Origin of the sequence: Paenibacillus lutrae (assembly GCF_009757775.1) — a bacterium.
GTDB classification, from domain to species: Bacteria; Bacillota; Bacilli; order Paenibacillales; family NBRC-103111; genus Paenibacillus_F; species Paenibacillus_F lutrae.
Map to the genome: position 1 here is coordinate 19,337 of NZ_RHLK01000016.1, position 20,104 is coordinate 39,440.

Sequence of the window (20,104 nt, forward strand, 5' to 3'; positions counted from 1 at the left end):
TCTCCTCTCTCGTTACACTACATTATGTAGTGTAATCTAATAAAAAAATTTACGTAACGGCCACCATAACCATAACCAATAAAAGCAGCAGAACCTGAACAGAAACAACAATAGCTGCGGTTTCCAATCTTAGCGGTATATTTTTCTGCGGTTCGACCAATTGCTGCAATCTATAATTAACTGATTCCTGTGAGAAGTGAACCAGGGTTACGTTTGTCTCTCTCTTGTAGGCATTCTTAATCAGTTTGAACAAGGCACTGCTCAATCCCAGTTCGGAGCCTGTTCTGTGTATGGCGAATTCATCAGCCATTAACTCACTCATGATTTTATAATTGTGATAAGACCATTTGGTTAAGGGTATGAACCAGAGTGCCTGTGATATTAGTTTAAGAACGAAGATCTTAAAGGGATCCAGATTTTTTTGATGAAAAGTCTCGTGCTCCATAACCGCCTCCAGCTCATCCTCATCCAGCATCTCAATCAATCCGGTAGAGAGGATAATGCAAGGTTTATATAGCCCCATCGTAAAGGCAAGCGGCTGAGATTGATGGATAATCATCAACGTTTGATCCAGTTCGGGATACCTTGTGTTGAAGTCACGAGTTAAATCATGATGAAGGGCGGACAGTATCTTCTTTTTGAATTTGACGGTAAACCATATTTGCTCAGCAGTCTTAAATAAAGTGACCAGGAAAGTATATGCAATCATGGCATTCAAGAGAAGAACGACAAAGAAGTAATAGATCGACTCCTCTTTAAACAAACTTATGCAGAATTTAAAGAAGTTTACTTGGACATCTACTCCAAAAAAGAGGTGGGTCAAGTACATGCCCATCTGGCACCATACCAATAGTGCTATAAGAAGACTTAATACCAGGATAGAAAAAGACTTTCTCTTCCACCTCATCATAAGTTGTCCTTTCTCAACTGTTGGATTTTCCGCTCTAATTTATCCAGCAAAGTCTGGTCTACCTCATCCAGCACATCAATCATATGATTGATCACGACGCCGCCAAACTCATCGAGCAGATTCTCTGTCAGTTTCTTGGACTGCTCTTCAATAAACTTCTCCTTGGACTGAACGGGCCGGAACAGGGACAGTCTTCCCTTTGCCCTCTTCTGTAAGATCCCTTTGTCAACCAAGCGGTTCATCACCGTCATCGCCGTATTAAAATTAATAGGCTTGTCCTGCTCCAGCCGCTGCTGAACTTCCTTGATGCTTAATTCTTCCGCATCCCAGAGAAGCTCCATGATTTTGGCTTCCAGAGGTCCAAAAAAACGGTTCAGCCCGACTTCATCGTACTTGAATTTCTTAATATTCATATTCTTCATACCTCCACTACATATTGTAGTGTTAATGTCCGAAAAAGAAACTACACTATAGGCTGTAGTCTCTAAAGTATAGCAAGGACAAACCGGGCAGGTCAAGTGCCAACTTTGACGTATACAGAATTATTTGGCATCATGAAAAATAATACCCGCACTGTATCTTGTTCCCGAATGAACGGTGCTTATACCGTGACGGTTTGTCATTCTGTAATACCCCCGCGTTCCCTTTACAGGCCGGTGCTGTGTCGGGAAGATCAGTCCTGCCCCCCGCTCCAGATTGATGGCATGTCCCCGGCTCTGCGCGCGCGGCCTCTGCTCCACCAGCAGAAATTCCCCGCCGGTATAATCCGTTCCATGCTGATTTAAAGCAAAGACGACTTGGAACGGAAAGGAAAGTTCGCCGTAGAGATCCTGATGCAGACAATTGTATCCCCCGGTTCCATACCTGAGAATCAGCGGTGTAGAGCGTGTCTGGCCCAGCTGATGGCACTGGATGAGGAAATCCGCCAGACTTGCGGGATAAATGCCCTCACCGCCAAGATATGCCAGCCACCGGTTCGCAGCAATAGCAAGCGGAGGATATAAACGTTCGCGAAGCTGCTGCAGAATACTCGGCAGCGGAGCGGCGTAATACTTGTACTCCCCTTCTCCGAATCTATATCTCGCCATATTAATCGTATTGCGGAAACACTCTTCTTGATCATACGTGTTTATGATTTCCTCGCAATGATCGTGTTCTAACAGCACTGGCAGCTTCGCATAGCCCTGTATATCCAGCGTTCGATGCAGCTCACCCCAGTCCAAGGCAGCCAGGCGTTCCGCAAGCGGATTATACATTTCGCAGCATCCTTTCGCTAACGGCTTGTTCGCTCTCAAGCTGAAGAAGCTTCATTTTCATATCCAGTCCGCCCCTGTAGCCCGTTAGCGAGCCATTCTTACCAATGACCCGGTGGCAGGGCACGGAGATCAGTACCGGATTCGCCCCGATCGCAGTTCCCACTGCACGTACGGCAGCCGGCCTGTTAATCCGGTTGGCGATATCTGAGTAAGACATTGTATGTCCGTAAGGAATCTCGCAAAGTGCCTTCCAGACATCCTGTTGAAATGCCGTACCTTTGCAATCGTGAGGCAGCGTAAAGTCCTGCCGCTGCCCGCTCAAATATTCTTTTAATTCCCGTGCATACGGCTTCATCTTCTCCTCATCCTGTATAAGCTCGCTTCCCGGGTAATGAAGGGCCGACCATTCCGTTAACTCTTCGAATGGTTTATCCGGAGATCCTATGTAGCAAAGTCCCTCTTGAGTCGCGGCCATGTACAGATTCCAATCCGCATGAATCAAACGTACCCAATAGATCTTTTCATTTGTGCCCGTTTTCATTCTTCATTACCCCCCATTTTGCTTAATACGATGCTTGTGGCGATACTCAGCAGGTGTATGCCCGGTACTTTTTTTGAACAACGTGATGAAATAAGGTGTATTCGCTATGCCGACATTCACGGCTATCTCATGGATTGCCTTCTCGGTATGAATCAGATATTCTATAGCCCTGGCCGTTCTTTGCCGCTGTATATACTCCGTAGGCGTAATGCCCATGACCCGCTTGAACGTACGTTGTAGATGATAAGGACTCCCATGACACATATCTGCCAGAATGTTCAGTGTGAGCGGCTCCATGTAATTCATCTCTATACATCTAGTAATTTGAACCGCCCATTCGTGGTCGGGCAATCGTTCTCCGGTCGGTTTGCACCTTTTGCAAGGCCGGAAGCGGGCTTCCAGAGCTTCTTTGGCATTCCCGTAAATACGGACGTTTTCTTTCCTCGGCGGTCTTGATTTGCAGGAGGGACGGCAAAAAATTCCCGTTGATTTTACAGCATAGAAAAATTTATGATCGTATGCCGGATCGTTGTGAATAATCGCACGCCATTGTTCATCGGATATACGCATCATTATCTGACCTGGGTCACCCGGTCCCTCTTCATTAATTGGTTCTGGCATCTTCTGGCTCTCCCTCCTTGCAGGCAATCGAATGGCTGGCTGCCCTACCACCAACAGTATACCTCTGCCAACAGCCATTTGTACGCAATAGCGAATAGAATCGCAAGATATCGAAACCACAAGCTTTTCTGTTATGCAAAAATATTCGTATACCCGTGTAACTTGAATGGAGGCAATAAACTTGAACTCAACCACATCCCGAGACCTCTCGAAAGATCCCCGGAATGAACTTGAACTTGCAACACCACAAGAGTTTGATTATGCCGAAAATCTGAACTACTTGTCCCGCTCCCCTAACGAATGCTTGTTTCGCATCGAGAATGGCCGCATCTACAAAGCGATTCCGGCCGGTGGGGAAACAGCCGTTGTAGAGATCAGTTCAACCCCCGAGAACCGGCTGCTGATCCGCTTCCTGGGTGAACCGGCAGCGGTGTCTGCCGGGATGCGCACTGAAGTCATCCGGTATGTGAGAGACTGGTTCGATCTGGACACCGATCTGGCGCCCTTCTATGAAATGGCACAATCGGACCCGCTTCTTCACAGGGCCGTGAATACATTCTACGGGCTGCGAACCATCGGCATCCCCGATTTATTCGAAGCGATCTGCTGGGGTATTCTCGGCCAGCAGATTAATCTGACGTTTGCCTATACGTTGAAAAGACGACTGGTCGAAACCTATGGGCGGCCTGTCGAATGTGAAGGGGAAACGTATTGGATCTTTCCCACTCCTCAAACCATAGCCGCCTTGTCGGTTGAGGAATTAACCGCGCTCAGAATGACGGTGAAGAAGTGTGAGTATCTGATCGGCGCAGCCCAGCTTATCGTCCGGGGTGAATTGTCCAAGGAACAATTACTAGCCGCCGGAAACTCCAAAAATGCTGAGAAAATCCTCGTCAAAATCCGCGGCATCGGGCCCTGGACCGCCAACTATGTCGCCATGCGGTGTCTGAGATTTCCTGCAGCCTTTCCTATCGATGATGTCGGGCTTCATAATGCAATTAAATATTTGACAGGCGCAGACAGGAAACCTACGAAAGAAGAGATTCTGAAATTATCCGCCGCTTGGACGAATTGGGAGTCTTATGCGACTTTTTATTTGTGGCGGTTTCTGTATTAACCCAAGAACAAACAAGCCTGAACGCGTTAATCCGCGTATCAGGCTTGTTTGGTTGCAGATACAGGAGTGAGTACGGGTAAGGACGGGGAACCCTAATATGGAGTACTCACAGAACTTGATGCAGCCTGCTGTATATTCCGCCCGCAGCGATTAGTTCCTGATGATTGCCCTGCTCGGCAATCCCGTCCGTATTCACAACAATGATGCGGTCCGCATTCTGGATCGTCGTAAGCCGGTGTGCAATAACCAGCGTCGTTCTGCCGGCAGACAGTTCCGCCAGTGATTTCTGAATCATAGCCTCTGTCTCGGTATCCAAAGCTGATGTAGCTTCGTCGAGTATAAGAATCTTCGGATTCTTGAGAAACATGCGCGCAATGGATAAGCGCTGCTTTTGTCCGCCGGACAGCTTAACCCCCCGCTCGCCGATAATGGTGTCCATGCCTTCCGGAAGACCGTAGATCAATTCCTCCAGAGAAGCGCGCCGGGCCGCCTCCCAGATCTGCTCGTCGGTTGCCGCCAGATCCCCATAGGCGATATTTTCTCTAATCGTTCCCGAGAACAGAAATACGTCCTGCTGAACAATTCCGATATGCTTGCGCAGCGAATTCAGCTTCATTTGCCGGATGTCGATCCCATCCACGGTAATTTTGCCCTCTTCGACGTCATAGAACCGCGGGATCAGACTGCAAATGGTAGTCTTGCCGGCGCCGGAAGGCCCCACGAAAGCAATCGTCTCACCGGCGCGTACAGTCAAATCAATTCCGCTTAGAATCCTGCGGCCCGGTTCATACCCGAACGAAACATGTTCAAAGCGGATATCACCTCTAACCGTCTCAACGGAAACAGCATCCGGCCTATCGGCGACTTCCGGTTCGGTGTCCATGATTTCGGTATACCGCTTGAAGCCGGCAACACCTTTGGGGTAGCTTTCGATGACCGCATTAATTTTCTCAATCGGCTTGAAGAAAATATTGGAGAGCAGCAGGAAAGCCATGAACTCTCCCAGTTCGAGTTTTCCTTTCAGGAAGAACCAGGCCCCGCAGACCATGACGACGACGGTTACCAGACGCATCATCATATAGTTGATCGAGATGCTCTTAGCCATCGTTTTGTATGCCAGCAGCTTGGTTTCCCGGAAACGCTCGTTATCCGCCGCGAATAACTTCTTCTCATGACTTTCATTCGCGAAGGATTGAACGACGCGCATACCGCCGACATTTTCCTCGATACGTGCATTAAAATTCCCGACATCGCCAAACAATCGTTTGTACGTCCGGGTCATTTTTCTTCCGAATACCAGAATGAGCCAGATCAGGAACGGGATCATGATAAACGTGAGCAGCGCAAGCTCCAAATTGATCGTCGCCATCAATGTAAAGGCTCCCGCCAGCGTCATGATCGCGATAAAAGCATCCTCGGGACCGTGATGCGCCACCTCTCCGATATCGTTCAAATCATTCGTTACCCGGCCGATCAGATGCCCGGTTTTGTTGTTGTCATAGAAGCGGAAGGACAACTTCTGCATATGAGCAAAAACCTTCTCACGCATCGTCGTCTCGATATTCACGCCAAGCATATGTCCCCAGTAGGTGACGACGTATTGCAAGACTGTGTTAAGCGCATAAATCGCCAGCAGCCCCAGACACGCCAGGACAATAACCGTCCAGTTCTCACCCGGCAGCAGATCGTCGATAAACTTGCTGACTGCCAGCGGAAAAGCGAGTTCGAGAAGCCCTGCAATGATCGCGCAAGTAAAATCCAGAAGGAAGAGTCCTTTATAAGGACGATAATAGGAAAAGAAACGGCGCAGCATTAGAAATCACTCCTCCCTTTCATTTCGCGGGAGTGTGGTGGAGCTGCCGGCATCTTCTTGCAGGTCGAACAACAAAACATATTCTTCAATAACCTGATCTATCGCCTTTAATTCTCCACAGAGTACAGGTCTGATCGCTTCAAATTCCGCTTGTTCAAGCTGTCTGGCTATTGTGCCTCGTTTGGCCTGCAGTTTCTCCAGAAATAACAGCACACGGCCTCTCCGGTAAGTTTGAGCACCGCTGCATTTCTGCTCCCTGGCCCGGCGGTCTTGATGCTCGCTGCGGTATCCGCGGCCCCCGCCTCCTGCTTGTCCGTCCTGCATCATCAGGTAATGGCCGTTTAATGAACCCGCTCTGTTCGGTTGACTATCATACAAATTCCAGCACCCTCTTATTCTATCTTTTGTAAAATGAAAAAATCTCTGTATACAAATGTATACACTCTCTTTCCGGGTGTCAAGAGATTGTTTCTCAATCCGCTTCTTTTCGGGCTGAGTATGATTATATCCAATTTATCCCTTGAACCCTCCGTTAATTCGTGTAAGATGGAATTTATTGCACGGATCCTTATAAATAGTATAACCGGATCGATTGACTGGAGGCTGCATGTGTGCCGCACAATATACAAATTTCGATGTCCTGGCTGCTCCGTTATCTGAAACCCGTTAAAGGCCGGATGGCTGCTTTACTGCTTCTCCTGCTAACATCGACTGCCCTTCAGTTAATTAATCCGCAAATCATTCAGCGGTTTATTGATACGGCAGCGGAGAGTGGCGTCGTCTCCGGCCTCCTGGCACTTGCCGGTATGTTCCTTGCCATTTCCGTATGTCAGCAGTTGATTACGGTCGGCCTTAGTTATCTCGGCAATGATGTTTCCTGGAGGGCGACTAATCAGCTCAGGGCTGATCTGCTGAAGCACTGTCTCCGGCTGGATATGCGCTTTCACAATCTCAAAACGCCGGGTGAAATGATTGAACGTATAGATGGCGATGTGACCAACATGTCGAATTTCTTCGCGATGTTTATCGTTCAAATTGTCGGCAGTTTTGTTCTGCTCACCGGAATTCTCGGCTTTATGTTCGTCACCAGCTGGCCGATAGCCATTGTCATGACTGTGTTCACCCTTGTATCCATTGGTGTACTGGTTTGCATCCGTGATTTGGGCGTACAAACTTCACAAGCGGAAAGAGCAGCCAGCGCTTCCTTGTTCGGATTGATTGAAGAACGCATCGCGGGAATTGAAGATGTCCAGGCAAATGGAAACGTTCCTTACGTGATGAACAGGTTTCACCATGCCATGCGAGCCGTGTTTGTACACGGGCGGAAAGCATGGATGCTCCGGGTCGTGCCTTGGAATACGACGGTTATTTTATTCTCCTTTGCCGTAACTGTTGTCCTGCTGATGGGTGTTCACTTCTATTTGACCCGACAAATTACACTCGGTATGCTCTTCCTCATTTTCCAATATACCCAAATGCTCAATGAACCGATAGAACAACTCGGCAATCAGATGCAGGAATTCCAGCGGGCCAAATCAGGCTTGAGACGCTCGGGTGAGCTTCTGGCTATCCGGAGTGAGATTGATGACGGGATCCGCCAAACTATGCCAGATGGTGCACTCTCGCTGGAATTCGATCAAGTCCACTTCTCTTATAAAGAAGATAAACCCGTCCTTCACAATATTACGTTCTCTCTTGGGCCGGGCGAACGGCTTGGGATTATCGGCCGTACGGGCAGCGGCAAATCCAGCATCAGCCGGCTCTTACTGCGGCTGTACAACACGAATAGCGGAACCATTCGCATAGGCGGTGAAGATATCCGCAGCCTGCGGCTGGATACACTTTATAGCCGGATCGGTATGGTCACGCAAGATGTCCAGCTGTTCGACGGAACCTTGCGGGATAATCTGACCCTGTTCGATGAACGTATTTCCGATCATCGCATTATTGAAACCGCCCAGAGGCTTGGCCTGCATACGTGGATTGAAGCCCTTCCGGGCGAATTAGACGGGCACCTCTCATCAGGCGGAGCCTCGCTGTCAGCCGGAGAAGCGCAGCTGGTTGCTCTAACCCGGGTGTTCCTGACACAGCCAAGCCTGGTCATTCTGGATGAACCATCTTCCAGACTTGACGCAGCAACCGAATCCGCTCTACAATCAGCGGTCGATCAGCTCATGCAGCAATGCACAGGCATCATCATAGCGCATCGCTTGTCCACTCTGGAGAAGGCGGATAAAATTATGGTTTTAGGTCAGGGCCGTATCCTAGAATTCGGTTCAAGAGAATCACTGGCCGGTGATCCTTTCTCTCACTACGCCAAACTGCTTGCAGCAGGCAGTCAGGAGGAATTAGCATGACAGTAACCCGCTTTATAAACCGTCTTTTTCTTTATCGGCTGCCTCTTTTCCTCGTAAATGGTTTACTGTGGGGGATTTTTCATTCCTTGCCCGTGCTCATCGGTCTTGGAATCCAGTGGTTTTTTGATAGAACGGCAAGTCAGTCACAAGACTACTGGTGGCTTGCAGCTCCGCTGATCCTCATAGTTTTGGTGAGATTCGCAAGGGTTGGTATATTTTTCGTCGCCTTTTATAAATTTGCGGAATTCTTCTTTCACATTCAGGCTATTTTGCGTACGAATATGCTTGCCGGAATTATGCGCTGGCCGGGCCGTAATCTCCCTGCTTCCCCCGGAGAAGCGATGAGCCGCTTTCGCGAAGATGTAGATGAAGTCAATGAGTACCTGGAATCCTGGATAGACTTCTGGGGCAGGTTATCCTTTGCCGCCATCTCTATTGCCATCATGACCCACATTAACTGGAAAATAACGATTGTTGCCGTGCTCCCTCTTCTCGTTGTCTCTGTGTTAAACAATTTGTCGGGGAATCGCGCCAGACGTTACAGCCAGAAGAACCGTGAAGCAACAGGTCAAATCACCAGTTTTATCGCGGAGACTTTCAGTGCGGTTCAGGCTGTGAAGCTCGGCCAGGCACAAGATCCGGTCCTGAAACGTTTTGATAAACTGAATAAAGTCCGCAGACAGGCGGCACTTAAAGATAACCTGTTCAAACAGTGGATGAAATCATTAAATCAGCATGTACTGAGCATCTGTACGGGCGTAATTCTGCTCATGTGTGCTTCCGAAATGCAGGCAGGACGTTTTACCGTAGGAGACTTCGCTTTGTTCACCACTTATTTGACGAATTTCTCCTACAGTATTTCACTGTTCGGCTATATGGTGTTCCAGCATAAACGCTTAAAAATATCGCTGGATCGTATGCGGATTTTATTCCGTCCAGGTGAAGAAGATCGTATCGTCGAACATAGCCAGACTTACCTGATTAATGATCCGCCGGAAGTGCAGGCCCAAGCCAATAATAACGAAGACAGACTGCAGATGCTGTATGTAAAAGAGCTTTCCTATACGTATCCCGATTCCTCCAACGGAATTGAGGATATTAACTTCCAGTTGCTGCGGGGCAAATTTCTTGTGATCACCGGTAGAATTGGTTCCGGGAAATCCACACTGGTACGAACGCTGCTGGGACTGCTTCCGAGGCACAGCGGCGCCGTTCACTGGAACGGGCGTGAGATTGATCCGGCATCCTTCCTCATACCGCCAAGAACGGCCTATACCCCTCAAGTTCCGCGGCTGTTTAGCGATCCTCTCCGGGACAACATTACACAAGGCAACTTGTCGTATGCTCCGCATGAGATGGAACGCGCGGTCCGTTTAGCTGTAATGGAGAAAGATATCGAGAATTTGGAAAAGGGTCTCGACACATTTGTAGGGCCAAGAGGTGTCATGCTCTCAGGAGGGCAGATTCAGCGTGCCGCTACCGCACGTATGATGATGACGGGATCAGATCTTTACATCTTCGATGATTTATCCAGTGCACTGGACGTCGAAACGGAGAATCTGCTGTGGGAAAGATTATTCCTGGAGAAGGACGTGACCTGCATTGCAGTATCTCACCGCAGGGCCGCTCTTGCGAGAGCGGATCACATTATCGTCCTGAAAGAAGGTAAAATTGAAGCGGAGGGTACTTTACCGGATCTTCTGGCAACCAGCACCGAAATGAAGCTTCTATGGCAGGGTGAACAAACACCCGCTGAGATAGACGAGGATAAACGGGTCAAAATTGTGTGACGAACACGAACCTTTTAGAGACTCCCAACTTTATTACTCGCTTCAAACCAATAAAGCTGCCGGCTTATGCCCGCAGCTTTATTGATTGTTGCCTGATGGCTGAATAAACAAGCGTCCTCCAAGTCAAGATCCCTGCGTGAATACCGCCTATCTGATCTCGTAAGCGTCTATATTTATTCCGCCGGAATCAGCAGGGCGTGCTGGCAGGCCGTCTGCAAGTCTCTCCATGCGCGGTTAACCGCGCTGTCCTGCATGGCGGCAGAGAGCCCCAGGAAGGGGAACAGTTCCAGCCCGCAAGCCAGAGCAGTCCGGGCCGTCAGCAGGCATTCGGCCGAAACTTCCTGCCGGGATGCCTCGGTGAGCTGCTGATCTTGCAGAAGCTCGTTCCAGGATTGTTCCACAGCCTCCAGGAACATAGCCTCCCTCTCCTTCAAAAGTCCTTCCTGCCGCTCCAGCTTCTCCAGCACATGGGCGTCCCTCTTTTTAAGAAGGATCAATTCCCGGGCCTCTTCCAGGAAGTGCTTGGCAATGCCCAGACTGACCGCTGCAAACGATGCCTGGGCAAAAGGCAGGAACGGATATTGATACACAGGCTCCTCTCCATAGCCTTTAAGCTCTGCCAAGAGGAATGTCCTCTCTTCCGGCACGAAAGCTTCCTTCGTCATAATCGTATGACTGGCTGTAGCCTTAAGCCCGAAAGCGTTCCAATCCCGGTGAATTTCTATCTGCTCCGGCATAAGAACGAACGAGCGGATCTCAGGCTGTGCTCCCTGCTGCTCATCCACCTCCGGCTCTACGATACAGTTAGCCGTGAACACCGTCGCATGTGTGGAGCCGCTGCAATATTTCCAGCTGCCGTTAACGATGTAGCCTCCATCGACCCGTTTAGCCACTCCTGATGGAGCACCGCTCCCTGCGATCACGGCCTCGGGAGACATGTAAACCGAATGTGCCACATGACTTTCCATCAATGATGCGAAGAAGCCTCCACCCGAACCGATATTGACCAGCCAGCCGAAGCTGCCGTCAATACGGGAACATTCGACGAATATGCGCACAGCTTCCGGCAAGGAAGCCATCCTGCCTCCCAATTCCCGGGGGACGAACAGCTTGAACAGTTTATGCTTATAAATAAGCTGCAGCACATTTTCTGTCACTGCACCTTCAGTCTCCATCCTTTGAGATTGTACTCTGATCTCATTGACCTGCTTTTGCGAAAACAACATTCCTCCACCGCTTCCTTTACGCATCTTTTATCTTTTTTCTATAGTAACATGAGAGAGTGATTTATATAAAAAGAAGTGACAGTTAAAATTCAAATGAAAGACGAAGCTTTCCTTATCAAACGATGGATATCGATGATTCTTATGATTCCTATCCGCAATCGCTTAAATTCCGCCAAACAGCTCTTTATATGGAAAGAATCATTATACTTTTACTTGACATGCCCGGAACCTCTGACTTGTGTTATGATAAAGAAACTATACCGAAATGGAGGGGTTACGTGTGATAGATTTTATCCGGGTCTGGACTTTACGCGGCTAATTGAATAGCGCTAAAGACTCTGTCTGTGTACAGAGGACTCAGGATAGGTCTGTCTACTTTTAAAGGTAACCCCTGGCGGCTTAGGAACCGGTGACTTTTCCCCGTTCCATTCTTTACCTTTAAAAAGGGAACACAACGTTCATACAAGTTAACATACAATCAATCAAGGAGAGTCTCACTCTTCCCTTGTTTGTCGTCGCTGCTTTCTTGTATGAACAGACGCTATCTGGCAGGTAAGGACTAACTCCTTACCGCTTCATACTGATGTCCTCTTCTCTTCCAACACAGACGCGTGGTCTGTGTTTTTTGTTTCTTTTAACCCAATGAGAGGATGATAACTAAATGGAACCCATCAAACAACATGCAATAACCGTAGGAGTAAATCTTGTAAACCGGTCCGACTTCCAATACTCGATGGAGGAGCTGCGCAATTTGGCGGCGGCCTGTCAAGTCCAGGTCGTTGGAGAACTTAGCCAGAAGGCTAGCCGTATTGTACCCTCGCATTATATCGGTACCGGTAAAATTGACGAATTAAGAGCCCTTATCGAAGAAAAAGAGGCCAATGTGGTCATTTGCAACGATGAGCTGACTCCTTCACAAATACGCAATCTGGAATCATCGTTAGAATGTAAAGTCATAGACCGCACCATTCTAATCCTGGATATCTTTGTAGAAAGAGCTCAAACCAGAGAAGCCCAGCTTCAAGTAGAAGTTGCCCAACTCCAATATATGCTCCCGCGTCTGGTCGGCCTCCGGGAATCTTTGGGGAGACAGGGCGGCGGAGCCGGCTTCAAGAACAGAGGTTCCGGAGAAACCAAGCTGGAGCTTGACCGTCGTAAAATCGAGGAACGAATCTCGATCCTTCAGACCGAACTGGAGAAACTCGTCGCCAGACGGCAGACGCAGCGCAAACAACGCCACAAGAACGAAGTTCCTGTCGTGTGTCTGGTCGGATATACGAATGCGGGCAAATCCAGTTTAATGAATGCAATGATAGACACCTACAACCCGCAAACGCACAAGCAAGTATTGGCCAAAGATATGTTGTTTGCCACATTGGAAACCTCTGTCCGCAATATAAGCCTGCCCGACCGCAAATCATTCCTGTTAACCGATACGGTAGGCTTTGTAAGCCAGCTCCCCCATCACTTGGTGAAAGCGTTCCGTTCGACACTGGAGGAAGTGGCAGAAGCCGATTTGTTAATTCATGTCGTGGACGTCTCTAATCCTGAATACGAGCAGCATATTGCGGTTACGAATGAAACGCTGAAAGAGCTGGGAGCCGATCAGGTCCGAACGATTTATGCCTATAACAAAGCCGATCTGACGGATATCGAATACCCTATGGTGGAAGGCGATGATGTGTATTTATCTGCCGCGCAATCGACGGGAATCGAGGAGCTGACTCAGCAGATCCGGGGCCACCTGTTCCAGAATTATATCCAGTGTGAAGTTCTGGTTCCTTACGACCAAAGCCGCCTTGTGGCCTATTTCAATGAACATGCCCATGTGAAGTCCATCAGCTATGAAGAGAATGGAACGAAATTGGAACTCGAATGTAAGCCATCCGTTCTTGAACCCTATCGTAAAAATCTCACTCCACTATAAAATCAGGATCAGGTTTCAGCCGAATAAGCAAGTTATAACCCGGCAGCAGCAAAAAGACCTCCGCGATCACCTTAGGTGAAACCGGAGGTCTTTGCTTAGCCTAGCCTCTGCAATTAGAGAAGCAGGCCTATGTAAATTTTGAATATTCCCTAGTATTAGTGTACAGAAACGCCGTTTAGAACATAATCACCATTATCTGTCATGGAGAAGTCTAAATAGACATAGATCGAACTAAAAGCATCCCAATCTTCCGGAAAGAAACTATACGAGAAGCTTGCATTAATGTCTGACTTATAGGGATCAAATGCAACTTTAACATCGCTGGAAGAAACGGATGTGAGCGTAGTAGCATACTTAGCAATGGTTGCGGCATCGTTCACCTTTTGAGCACTGGCTAATTCGTCTTTAAAAAGCTTTTTGGAATAATCACGGCCCGGCATATACCTATCACCGTTTTTATCCGCTATATTACCGTCCACATACGCATTAAACTTGCTCACATCGCTGGTTTTCAAAGCTTCCCCATAGAGCTTGATCAGCGTAACAGCTTGTGACTTCAGATCGGTAGCGGTTTTGTCCGGGTCGAAATTGCCTGGCAGTTTATAAGCTCCTCCGCTGGTCGGCACGCTTACGGAGCCGCTGCCTGGATTGGAGGGAGTCGAAGTGTTGCCCCCGCTGCTGCTGCCAGAGCCATCTTTGTACGGAATTCCATCATTGGAAGAACCGGATCCGGATTTGATATAAATCGTTTGTGTATCATCATCCCATTTCACTTCTGCCCCAAGTGCTTCTGCCACTGCACGCGCAGGCAAGTAGGAAGAGCCTTCATACACGACCGGAGCAAGCTTAACGCCGTCGCTGTCCTTAGGCACCCACGAGGCTCCGTTAACTTGGAACTTAATACCGTGATTTAAATAAGCCTGAATCTTTTCAATCCCGCCGGCAGCGAATACCCCCACTGATCCGAACAATAAACTTGATGCCACAATGGATGAAATAAATACCTTTTTACTAACGTACATGGAGCGACTTCCTTCCTAATATATGGTTTATATTCCCTATATCAGGGTATCATATCAGATTATAAAAGGTAAATAAATCTTTTTTTAATTTTTAGTAAGAATATAAGTGTCATCTTTGTAAATTTCCTTATACGACAAGAAAAAAAGCGTATCCATGAAGGATACGCTCTAGGTTTCTCAGGCAGTGTGCAGGCCCTATTGGCTGACAACGCGGTCCGCAGCACTCTCGCCCTTGGCTGATTTCTTAATTTGTTTGCTTCTCAGCTGTCCGCAGGCCGCGTCAATGTCGGTTCCATGCTCAAGACGTACGCTGCAGCTTACGCCCTGTTTCTTGAGCGTGTCGTAGAATGCATCAATGGATTCCTGCGTGCTTCGCTGATATTGGCTATGCTCGTCTACCGGGTTGTACGGGATCAAGTTCACGTTGGCAAGCTGGCGGCGGTCACCGATCAATTCGGCGAGCTCCAGCGCATGCTCCCTCTGATCATTTACGTCTTTCAGAAGGATATATTCCAGCGTGATTCTACGATTGGTCTTGTCCAAATAATAATCGATGGCCTGCATCAGCTTCTCAATCGGATAGGCGCGATTAATTTTCATAATCCGCGTCCGGAGTTCATTATTCGGCGCGTGCAAAGAAATAGCCAGGTTCGTCTGCATATCGCTATCGGCAAACTCCATAATTTTAGGCACAAGCCCGCTGGTAGATACCGTGATATGTCTTGGACCGATCGCAAGACCCTTATGGTCTTTGACCACCGTAATGAAACTGGACAGATTCTCGAAATTATCGAACGGCTCGCCGATCCCCATCACGACTATGTGACTGACTCGCTCTGCCTTGCCTGCCTGATCCAGATGAAGCTGCACGTTCATAATCTGCTCGACGATCTCCCCGCTGGACAGATCCCGGCTTTTACTCAGCAGTCCGCTGGCACAGAAACTGCATCCGATGTTACATCCGACCTGAGTCGTCACACAGACAGACAGCCCGAATTTGTGTCTCATTAAAACCGTTTCGATCAGATTGCCATCCTGAAGCTTAAACAAGAACTTAACCGTTCCGTCCGCCGATGCCTGTTTAACATGCTCCTCCAGCGTTTGGATAACATAATGATCCGCCAGTAATTGAATGCAGTCCGGATTCACATCCGTCATATCCGAAAAACTTGTTACCCGTTTACGGTAAAGCCATTCCCAGACCTGAGTGGCCCGGAATTTTTTGTGCCCATATTCTAAAAGCCATGCTGCCAGTTGATCAAATGTTAATCCATATATGGACTCTCTATTCATTCGTAATCCTCTTTTCCAACCTTATAATTCTGTCCCTTCTACTTAAGCAGCCGAACAGCTAACGATCTGTCTATTATTGTCCCAGAAAATTTTTATTAAAACAAGTGGAGCCGTTGATTTCATGAGACATTTTACGCATAATTGCAACTAAGGGAGATGATTCCAAATTGAGTAAACCGGATATCCGCACAACCGTATCAGAAGATATAATTATAACCCATCTAATTGGCAAGATTACAACAGATGATGTTCATGAATGGTTTAATGGCTTCGAGCAGGTTTGTCAGCGATTCATTTCCGGGGGCCGGAAATACAAATTGTTGGTGAATAGACGAGGATACACGCCGGATCATTTTTCGGTTCAAAAAGCATGGAAAGATAAGTTCTTCAATGAAACCATTCTGAATCATAGTAAGGCAATTGCGTTTCTCCTTGAAGAAGGAGAGATCATGAATTATTTACAACAATCCAATACAAAAGAATCCGTAAAATTTTTTGATAACTATGAAGAAGCTTTAATATGGCTGAATGAATATCCGCTATAAAACCTATTGAACCAGTTGAGTTGCTCTCTATCAACTGGTTTTTGTATGCCTGCAAGGTTGCTGACCTGCGGCTCTGGAAATATCGTATCTCTTTTACAGCAACCTTTTTTTACCAAAGAACCTTCTATTCTAAGTCCCTCTATTAAAATTGTTTACCTTACCGCCGCAAAATTTCCGTAAACTAGGGATTTATGGTATTGTATATTTATTCCATATATTGAACGTTACTTCCAGAGATCCGCTTTGTTAATCGTGGGGTTATTTATATTAATCGTCAGGAAGGTGAATGAAATGAAATGGAAACAACTGATCGTGATAGGAAGCTGCAGCTTGGCATTCGGGGCTACTTGTTATGCCGCTGGAAGTGTGGAAAGCATACAGGCTTACATCAATCATTCGATCAAGATAACGGTTAACGGCTTGGGCTGGACTCCTTTGGATAAAGAAGGCAGTGAACTCCCTCCTGTCATCATAGATGGCCACTCTTATTTGCCTGCTCATGCAGTTGTAAAAGCTCTTGACGGCCAGGTCCAGTGGAACGAGGCAACTAAGACGATTGCGATTACTTCATCCGGCACGAATCAGTCTCCCGCTCCAGGCAGTGAAGAAACCGAGAGGGATCAGCAGATCCTTACCCGCATCAACGCGCTGAAAGAAAAGCTGCATATCGGAATCACACAAGATGAAGTACGAGCATTCATACAAGAAGAAGTCAAGATCGTACAGGATAATGGTGATTCGGAGAATGGAGCCGATGCTTTCTGGAAATATGATTTTTTCAAGAAAGCTGGATACCATTCCGACCTGCCGGATCAAATTGTGGATGAAGAAGGATTAGTTAACCATGATCTTGGAGTCTCTTTATTTATTGCATGGAAAGACAAAAAGTTGCTCCTTTATACGATATCTTATGTGAATCCTGTCAATAATAAAGTCTATCTCTTTGCTATGAACCCCGATGGAACGATTTCAGACGGTCCGGTAAGCCGGTAAGGATACCGGGTGATTTTTTCCATTCAATCATTCGCCTGGCAATACAAATAGAAGTCTGCCGGAACCCGGCAGACTTCTATTTGTATTCGCACGTATATGCTCATTTAACGATCGCAATTCTCATTGCACCTCCGTTAATATGATACAACGATATGAAGTTCACGAGGCCTCGCGTGAAGGCTGTGAAGGGTACACCGGAGTTACGCCGATTGATCGCGCTCGTATGTAATGCACTCGAATTGTTGTGCGAGCACACTTTTGTTTGTTTATATTCAATAAATGTTCATTTATACTTGTTATTGATTATTAGATTAACCTGTTAAAAACCTCACTGTCAATGCCCTTTTGCATTCTTCTCATAAAAGGATTTAAACAACGCAAAAACACCTGAATTCAGCTGAATTGAGGTGTTAGAAAACATGGAAAATGATAGTTAGACGGGAAACCAAACCCGGAGTATGATCGCATTTCCCGTACATTTATTTTTTGGTTCGTGGAAATGAACTTTATTGTTTAATGATGCTGGTATGCATATGCGTGCGTGTAATAAATTCAACTGATACAGGGCTCTAATCTTTATAATCCCATTTCTTTGCCAACCGGATTAATGATTGTGCGGCTTTATTTAGACTGAAACTGCTTAAAGGCTTGTATAAATACAACGGGATCTTCTTTGACTGTATAAGGATAAACACCCTGCTTCGTATGCAGATAGAAAATGCCCATCTCGGCCCCCATTGGACGGTAGGACATGTCGAACACTTCTTCGATAGCAAACTCCCGGTACCGGGTTACAATCCTGTCCCGATATAAATACATGTTCCGGTCATGAACGATAGTTCTCTGCTCAATTCCGTCGACTTCCCGCTGTATTTTATAATAAGCCTGGCTGGCGATCCATGTCATGTTGTTCCCTCCGGACTCCGGCATCTGCAAGGCTGAAATTTCGCCGTGCGGTTCTGATGGATTAGGTTAAGTATAACAAAAACGCCTCGAATACGGAAAAAGCCCAATAAACCTTCTGTTTATAGAAGGTTTATTGGGCTTTTTCCTCTAGACCTCGGGCGTGGGCGTGAGGAACCGGCAAGTTATGTGGTTCCCAACCCGTCCACAATTTCCGTAACCTGCTTCCGGTTCAATTTGCCTACGCCGGAAGTGATGGCTTTGAGCGTACCGCGCGCCAACTCAAAAGGAATCCGGCAGAAGTTGCGTGCCGGTCCCGGCTTGAGTTCATTAATATAAGCATCGGCTAGCATGAGGTTCCGTTTGGTATACTGGATCATCGTTTCCTGGCTCCACTGGTCCGGGAAGAAATCTACCCCTCTAACCATATCTTCCTTCCGGTTCCGGAGGATATTCACCGCCTGGAGCCCGCGTCCGAATGCGACGGCTTTGGCCGGATCGCTCTCCGTGCCGTCATACCATTTCCAGAGATCGGACAGCAGCTCGCCTACGGCACCCGCCACACAATAGGTGTAATAATCCAAATCTTCTTCCGTTTTAATATCCCAGCCTTTTTCGACCCATTCCGACATCTGCCTGGACATTTTGGCTGTACTCTTCGTGACGAATCCCGCTGCCAGTTTAGGACAAAGCACGATCCAGTCATGAATCCGCAAAGAAACCGGCGGAAGCGTTTCTTTATGAGGCGAGAAAAGCGCAGCATAGTCGTCTGCTCCGCCGGACTCTTCCAGAATTCTGCTGATTCCTTCCAGAAGTTCTACCTTAACTGCGACCGGAAGATCGGGATGATCTTCAATCTCATCGATAGCCCTCATGCACAAGTAAGCGGAAGCCACGGCTTCTTTAAGGCCCGGGGACAAACGGGCAATCGGGATATAGAAAGTCCGGCTCGTGAGAAGGAGCATTTTCATGGCATCTTTTAGTAGTTTATTCATCTATTTATTGGATCTCCCCAAAGAAGTTTATGGTCTTGAATGCTGCTTGCTTGCCGCATCCAGACAAAGAAGGCCTTGGATTAAAGACCTACTTAAATAGTTAACCATATTTCGTGGAACAATTACAACTTTTCCGATAGATTGTTAGCCCTTTACGTGTATTTTTTTAGAAGTTTGTGATTTTTCCCATAAAACTATTCGTTTTTCCACAAAAGTTCCTTACAAGAAAAAGAACAGGTTAATTCCCTGTCCTCTCTGTACAACAATCTGCCGGAACATGCTCCGAGAGCCATACTTCATTGCCGGCGTAATAAAAGGCAGTACCCCGCCGGGCAGCCTGGGTCGTATCCACTTCTATAATGACCAGTTCCCCCCGCCTGCTTCCCGCCAGTTCAGCAAAGTGAAGCGTTTCCGATAGATGCACATACTGCCGCTGCATGGGAGAAATCCCGTTTTTTAAAATGCTTGCAAGAGCATTGGTATTGGTTCCATGGTAGAGCTTAGGTGGAGGATTGCCCGGTGCATAGCTGATTTTGTCATGACTGTGCCCGTATCTTGCACGAATCCGCTCTCCTATTATTTCGAACCGCTGCTTATCCGAATTTCGCACTACTGAATAAATATCCTCCAAGGCGATATTCGCCCATTTCTTCTGGGAGCGGAGCCCTTGAAGCAGTTCATCCAGTGTGCAAAAACCATCTTCATTTAAATGAATACGGAACTGCTCGGGTGTATGTCTTAGAATTCGGGTCATTATCCTGCTTAGACTTATCTCTTCTTTTGCCTGTATCATGT

General features: G+C 47.4%; 18 protein-coding genes and 1 pseudogene. 6 read left to right on the forward strand and 13 right to left on the reverse strand.

From position 1 onward, the window contains the following. Window positions 1-49: 49 nt before the first annotated feature. The 5 genes from EDM21_RS20410 to EDM21_RS20430 form a co-directional block, all read right to left on the reverse strand. Complete coding sequence (locus tag EDM21_RS20410; protein ID WP_157338273.1) at window positions 50-823, reverse strand: M56 family metallopeptidase; 774 nt, start codon at window positions 821-823, stop codon at window positions 50-52. An 83-nt stretch (window positions 824-906) separates the two neighbouring features. Then, a complete protein-coding gene (locus EDM21_RS20415) occupies window positions 907-1,323 on the reverse strand; it encodes a BlaI/MecI/CopY family transcriptional regulator (RefSeq protein WP_157338274.1) in 417 nt (138 codons plus the stop codon). A 129-nt stretch (window positions 1,324-1,452) separates the two neighbouring features. After that, on the reverse strand, window positions 1,453-2,166 hold the full coding sequence (locus EDM21_RS20420) for a 2OG-Fe(II) oxygenase (RefSeq protein WP_157338275.1): 714 nt from the start codon (window positions 2,164-2,166) through the stop codon (window positions 1,453-1,455). Continuing rightward, window positions 2,159-2,707 carry a methylated-DNA--[protein]-cysteine S-methyltransferase gene (locus tag EDM21_RS20425; protein ID WP_157338276.1) on the reverse strand — a complete coding sequence of 183 codons (549 nt, stop codon included), beginning with the start codon at window positions 2,705-2,707 and terminating at the stop codon, window positions 2,159-2,161. Before EDM21_RS20425 ends, EDM21_RS20420 begins: the two co-directional genes overlap by 8 nt. A 6-nt stretch (window positions 2,708-2,713) precedes the next feature. After that, on the reverse strand, window positions 2,714-3,328 hold the full coding sequence (locus EDM21_RS20430) for a bifunctional transcriptional activator/DNA repair enzyme AdaA (protein WP_157338277.1): 615 nt from the start codon (window positions 3,326-3,328) through the stop codon (window positions 2,714-2,716). A 166-nt stretch (window positions 3,329-3,494) separates the two neighbouring features. On the opposite strand from EDM21_RS20430, the gene EDM21_RS20435 reads away from it, so the two are divergent. Continuing rightward, window positions 3,495-4,445: a DNA-3-methyladenine glycosylase family protein gene (locus tag EDM21_RS20435; RefSeq protein ID WP_157338278.1), complete on the forward strand. Its 951-nt coding sequence runs from the start codon at window positions 3,495-3,497 to the stop codon at window positions 4,443-4,445. A 106-nt stretch (window positions 4,446-4,551) separates the two neighbouring features. Here the strand turns inward: EDM21_RS20435 and EDM21_RS20440 are convergent, their stop codons facing one another. Both EDM21_RS20440 and EDM21_RS25105 read right to left on the reverse strand, forming a co-directional pair. Continuing rightward, a complete protein-coding gene (locus tag EDM21_RS20440; protein WP_157338279.1) occupies window positions 4,552-6,258 on the reverse strand; it encodes an ABC transporter ATP-binding protein in 1,707 nt (568 codons plus the stop codon). Window positions 6,259-6,264: 6 nt separating this feature from the next. Beyond that, window positions 6,265-6,636: a hypothetical protein gene (locus tag EDM21_RS25105; protein ID WP_235918294.1), complete on the reverse strand. Its 372-nt coding sequence runs from the start codon at window positions 6,634-6,636 to the stop codon at window positions 6,265-6,267. Window positions 6,637-6,869: 233 nt separating this feature from the next. Here EDM21_RS25105 and EDM21_RS20450 point away from each other — a divergent pair, with 233 nt between their 5' ends. Beyond that, window positions 6,870-8,615 carry an ABC transporter transmembrane domain-containing protein gene (locus EDM21_RS20450; protein WP_166542106.1) on the forward strand — a complete coding sequence of 582 codons (1,746 nt, stop codon included), beginning with the start codon at window positions 6,870-6,872 and terminating at the stop codon, window positions 8,613-8,615. Further along, window positions 8,612-10,405: an ABC transporter ATP-binding protein gene (locus tag EDM21_RS20455; RefSeq protein ID WP_157338280.1), complete on the forward strand. Its 1,794-nt coding sequence runs from the start codon at window positions 8,612-8,614 to the stop codon at window positions 10,403-10,405. Before EDM21_RS20450 ends, EDM21_RS20455 begins: the two co-directional genes overlap by 4 nt. Before the next feature lie 173 nt (window positions 10,406-10,578). Here the strand turns inward: EDM21_RS20455 and EDM21_RS20460 are convergent, their stop codons facing one another. Further along, the gene (locus tag EDM21_RS20460) at window positions 10,579-11,562 is read right to left on the reverse strand and encodes an acyl-CoA dehydrogenase family protein (RefSeq protein WP_338044028.1); all 984 of its coding nucleotides are present in this window, start codon (window positions 11,560-11,562) and stop codon (window positions 10,579-10,581) included. 730 nt (window positions 11,563-12,292) lie between these two features. Between EDM21_RS20460 and hflX the strand changes: the two genes are divergently transcribed. Continuing rightward, window positions 12,293-13,558, forward strand: coding sequence for a GTPase HflX (gene hflX, locus EDM21_RS20465; protein ID WP_157338282.1), 1,266 nt, complete (start codon window positions 12,293-12,295; stop codon window positions 13,556-13,558). A 155-nt stretch (window positions 13,559-13,713) separates the two neighbouring features. On the opposite strand, the gene EDM21_RS20470 is transcribed toward hflX, so the two are convergent. Continuing rightward, a complete protein-coding gene (locus tag EDM21_RS20470; protein WP_157338283.1) occupies window positions 13,714-14,580 on the reverse strand; it encodes a copper amine oxidase N-terminal domain-containing protein in 867 nt (288 codons plus the stop codon). Window positions 14,581-14,775: 195 nt separating this feature from the next. After that, complete coding sequence (rlmN, locus tag EDM21_RS20475; protein WP_157338284.1) at window positions 14,776-15,873, reverse strand: dual-specificity RNA methyltransferase RlmN; 1,098 nt, start codon at window positions 15,871-15,873, stop codon at window positions 14,776-14,778. A gap of 121 nt (window positions 15,874-15,994) precedes the next feature. Here rlmN and EDM21_RS20480 point away from each other — a divergent pair. Beyond that, a pseudogene (locus EDM21_RS20480) lies at window positions 15,995-16,418 on the forward strand (SpoIIAA family protein). Between the two features lie 291 nt (window positions 16,419-16,709). Next, complete coding sequence (locus EDM21_RS20485) at window positions 16,710-17,411, forward strand: stalk domain-containing protein (protein ID WP_157338286.1); 702 nt, start codon at window positions 16,710-16,712, stop codon at window positions 17,409-17,411. 621 nt (window positions 17,412-18,032) lie between these two features. Here the strand turns inward: EDM21_RS20485 and EDM21_RS20490 are convergent. The 3 genes from EDM21_RS20490 to EDM21_RS20500 form a co-directional block, all read right to left on the reverse strand. Beyond that, the gene (locus EDM21_RS20490) at window positions 18,033-18,317 is read right to left on the reverse strand and encodes a hypothetical protein (protein ID WP_157338287.1); all 285 of its coding nucleotides are present in this window, start codon (window positions 18,315-18,317) and stop codon (window positions 18,033-18,035) included. A 182-nt stretch (window positions 18,318-18,499) separates the two neighbouring features. Then, window positions 18,500-19,309 carry a squalene/phytoene synthase family protein gene (locus EDM21_RS20495; protein ID WP_235918295.1) on the reverse strand — a complete coding sequence of 270 codons (810 nt, stop codon included), beginning with the start codon at window positions 19,307-19,309 and terminating at the stop codon, window positions 18,500-18,502. Window positions 19,310-19,547: 238 nt separating this feature from the next. Further along, a complete protein-coding gene (locus tag EDM21_RS20500; protein WP_157338288.1) occupies window positions 19,548-20,102 on the reverse strand; it encodes an RNA 2'-phosphotransferase in 555 nt (184 codons plus the stop codon). Window positions 20,103-20,104: the final 2 nt, after the last annotated feature.